Annotated in this window: 2 protein-coding genes; both read right to left on the reverse strand. The window is 48.9% G+C overall.

Annotation, left to right across the window (positions count from 1 at the left end):
* Window positions 1-193: 193 nt before the first annotated feature.
* Entirely contained in the window at window positions 194-1,411 is a 1,218-nt protein-coding gene (locus RMO84_RS07510) for an extracellular solute-binding protein (RefSeq protein ID WP_310487846.1), read from the reverse strand.
* Window positions 1,412-1,521: 110 nt separating this feature from the next.
* Window positions 1,522-2,784 carry a phosphoribosylamine--glycine ligase gene (purD, locus tag RMO84_RS07515; RefSeq protein ID WP_310487847.1) on the reverse strand — a complete coding sequence of 421 codons (1,263 nt, stop codon included), beginning with the start codon at window positions 2,782-2,784 and terminating at the stop codon, window positions 1,522-1,524.
* Window positions 2,785-2,963 lie beyond the last annotated feature (179 nt).

The raw sequence follows: 2,963 nt of genomic DNA on the forward strand, positions 1-2,963 counted from the left end.
GGGGCAATTCATGAATTGCCCCTACCTTAAATTTCAGGTGCGTTTCATATATAAATTCAGCAACGCCAGATTTACTACTCCTTAGTGCGCTATGCTTCTCCAAATGCAGACGCTACGAGAATGCGACAACGCACCCTGTAATTCGATCTCGATCGAATGTTGCAAACCTCACGGCTTACTCCGAACGTACAACTCACGTCAAAACAACTTTTGTTTGCCGAATCTCTTGCCAGAGTCGATCGAATTGCTGCTTGCTACTGGGTATTAATGGATAGATAAATTCACTTTTATCTAAAACAGATTTAGGTGGTAAAGTTAGGGGATTTTTTTGAATGTCTGGGGAAATTTCGCTTGTCTTCAGGCTAGTTAGCAATGGTGCTGCTCCCGCTGTGTATAGTGAGATTTGGTTGCTAAATTGTGGCTGCAAACAATAATCGAGCCATTGCCGATCGAGCTTGAGTCGATCGGCATTACTCGCAGCCAGACGCTCTGCTGATGACAACTTAGTCGATAATGCTGGGCGTACCCACAGATCGGCAGAAATTGCCGTGCCGGATGTCGGAACGATCGCGCCAATATTGGGATTTTTTTGGATTAGATCGATCGCATCCAAAGACCAACCTACTGCCACCCACGTATCGCCCATGACTAGCGGTTGGAGATAATTTTCAGCACCATAAAACTTAGCTTGTTGGTGTAGTTTTTGGAGTTCTGATTTCAGATTAGTAATTTTAGCTAAATCTTCAGCATTGTAGGATTCGCCTAACTTTTTGAGCGTCAAACCGATAACTTCACGCGATCGATCTAACAGCGAAATTCGCTGTCTTAATTGCGGATGCCACAAATCTTGCCAATCCTGCGGAATCGGAATATTATGCTCTGCCAACTTGTCGCGACGATAGAGAATTACTGTCGTCCCCCAGCGAAAGGGCACGCCCCAAATTTGACCCTTTTCACTGCGATTGCCCAGCGCGTCGCGTCGGACTAATTCGTGCCAGCGAGTTTCCAGTTTGCCCCAATTAGTTAACTCCTGAGTCTCGATCGGTTGGATCGATTTTTTGGCAATTGCAGTTGCCAGCCAAGCATCGCTAACACTCACTAAGTTAGGAATATATGCCGCATCTTTGGGTGGCGGTAAGAACGGAATCTTTAATCCCTTCCCATCGGCTTTTCCCGTTTGATACCATTCTTGAAGCTGAGTCAGAATTTCGGTAAATTGACCCTCAAATGCCAATTCAACTTTAGGTTTATTCGACTCAAACGATCGGCTAAAGCCACTCAATAATTGCTGTGGCAGCGAGTTTTTGAGTGCCAACAATCGCAGCATCGATCGATCTTGACCCTGACAACTAGTTAAGCCAGTCCCCAATGCCAGACTACCAATGGTGAATAGAAAGGATCGACGTTGCATAAGAGGGGATAGGGGATAGGGAATAGGGGGTAGGGGCTGGGGGACTGGGGGACTTAGGTGATAATGATTGCATTTAAATGCTCTATTCCCTATCCCCTATCCCCTATCCCCTATCCCAAAGCACGTTGGGCGATATCCTGACGATAATACATGCCTTCAAAGTTAATCGATCTTACGCCTTGATAAGCGCGATCGATCGCGGTGACAAAGTCGGGGGCGATACTCGTGACACTTAAGACTCTGCCGCCATCGCTAACTAGTCGGTTTTGCTCGATTTTGGTGCCAGCATGAAAGACGATCGCACTATCAGCCTTGGCAGCATCGATCCCACTAATGACTTTACCGCGCTCGTAGCTGCCGGGATAGCCTTGAGCGGCGATCGTTACACAGGTTGATACTGCTGGCTTCCACTCGATCGGGGGTAAAGCGGCTAGTCGCTGCTCGACACAGGCTAAGAGTAATTCTACTAGCGGCGTCGTCAGTAACGGCAAGATTGCTTGGGTTTCTGGATCGCCAAAGCGACAATTAAATTCTAATACTTTGGGATCGCCATTGGGTGTAATCATCAATCCGGCATACAAGACACCGCGATAGTCGATGCGTCGGCGTTTGAGGGTCGCGAGGGTGGGTTCTAGCACCTCAGACTGGATCCGCTTCATCAGCGCAGGGGTGGCTAGTGGTGCTGGCGCATAGGCACCCATGCCGCCCGTATTTGCGCCGGTATCGCCATCGCCAATGCGCTTGTGATCTTGGGCGGGGAGCAGAGAACGAATCGTTTTACCATCGGTGAGGGCGATGACAGATATTTCTTGACCAGTTACGTATTCTTCGATCAGTAACGTGCCATAACCCTGGGCAAATAATAGCTCCACCGCATTCAGCGCGTCATGTAAAGTTTCCGCAACCACCACACCTTTGCCAGCAGCCAGTCCGTCAGCCTTCACTACAATCGGCGCACCTTGCTGCTCGATATAGGCGCGGGCAGTATTCACATCTGTAAAAGTTGCCGAGCTTGGCGTCGGTACTCTCGCTTCTTCCATGATGGACTTAGCCCAAGTTTTGCTAGACTCAATTTGGGCACCAGCTCGGGTGGGGCCAAATACCGGAATATTGCGATTTTGTAAGTAGTCAGTAATCCCTAGTGACAGCGGCATTTCTGGCCCCACTACTACCAGCGATACCCCGTTAACTTCGGCAAACCGGGCGATCCCGCCGAAATCATCCATTCTAAACGAGAGATTTTGACAGCGATCGAGTAGCGCGGTACCGCCGTTACCAGGGACGCAGAGGACTTGAGTGACTTGAGGAGATTGCAATAATGTCCAGGCGATCGCGTGTTCTCGACCACCATTCCCAACTACTAAAATTTTCACCGACGCTAAGCTCCCCGCGACTCTATTGCTAATCCACCTGTACACTCTATCATCAGTTGGGAGTTGGGAGTTGGGAGCGCGGAGCGGGGAGAAAATAGTAGAGCTTAGATACTCTATAATTTTTGGTCTAGTCTCCTTCCTCCTGAATGTTCGCTCCAATCTTCTGACTCACTTTCTTC

Source organism: Chamaesiphon sp. VAR_69_metabat_338 (genome assembly GCF_031423935.1).
Lineage (GTDB): Bacteria > Cyanobacteriota > Cyanobacteriia > Cyanobacteriales > Chamaesiphonaceae > Chamaesiphon.

What these genes read in the sequence shown, in the direction of transcription:
- RMO84_RS07510 (WP_310487846.1), bottom strand. Translation starts at nt 1,411, where the DNA reads ATGCAACGTCGATCCTTTCTATTCACCATTGGTAGTCTGGCATTGGGG.